Annotated in this window: 1 protein-coding gene; it reads left to right on the forward strand. The window is 43.5% G+C overall.

Annotation, left to right across the window (positions count from 1 at the left end):
* Positions 1-41: 41 nt before the first annotated feature.
* On the forward strand, positions 42-653 hold a 612-nt coding region (locus tag MB824_RS03920; protein WP_238746160.1), incomplete at its 3' end, for a hypothetical protein.

The raw sequence follows: 653 nt of genomic DNA on the forward strand, positions 1-653 counted from the left end.
TTGTTTGCGAGCTCGTAGGCAAAGAAAGGCAAGGGGTAACAATGAAAATGCAAGAGAAGATCAGGCTGCTGTTGGCGGTTGTGGTGGCTGTGGTGTCGATTGAATCAGTTGCAGCGATTATTCCTAAAGAAGATATTGCTGTTGTATCTAATACTTCGGGCATGTATGACTGGAGTTTAAGTAGATATGTTGTATATAAAACAAAAGACGGCCGTTATTTTGCTGGACAGGATAATCTTTTTTGTAAGGGTGATTGCAAAGATGGTGGTTCAAATGGGATTGATACAGATACAACAGCATTGTTTGATAGTCCGCAGGAAGCATTAAAGAAGCAATATGGTTCTAAATCTAAATGTGATTATCAGAAGTTGGTTTGCTATCAAAACTCCGGCCACGAAGAAGACAAACCCGAAGAGCAACCCAAAAATCCCAAAGAAGAGCCCCCCAGTCCTACACCCCCCAAAACCAACGACAAAGCCTGCGGCCGCAACGTAAACGGCAAATGGGTTCCCGAACCCTGTAAGCCCAATACTGATCAGCCCAAAGGCAAAATCAAATACAACGACCAGCCGGGCGAATTTACCGTTACTTTTTCTAATGAGCATCCGTCAAACGAACATCAAGGCGGTTCGCAAAAGTTTACTTTTAAAGGC

The sequence above is a fragment of the Kingella pumchi genome, from assembly GCF_022288825.1.
GTDB lineage: Bacteria > Pseudomonadota > Gammaproteobacteria > Burkholderiales > Neisseriaceae > Kingella_D > Kingella_D pumchi.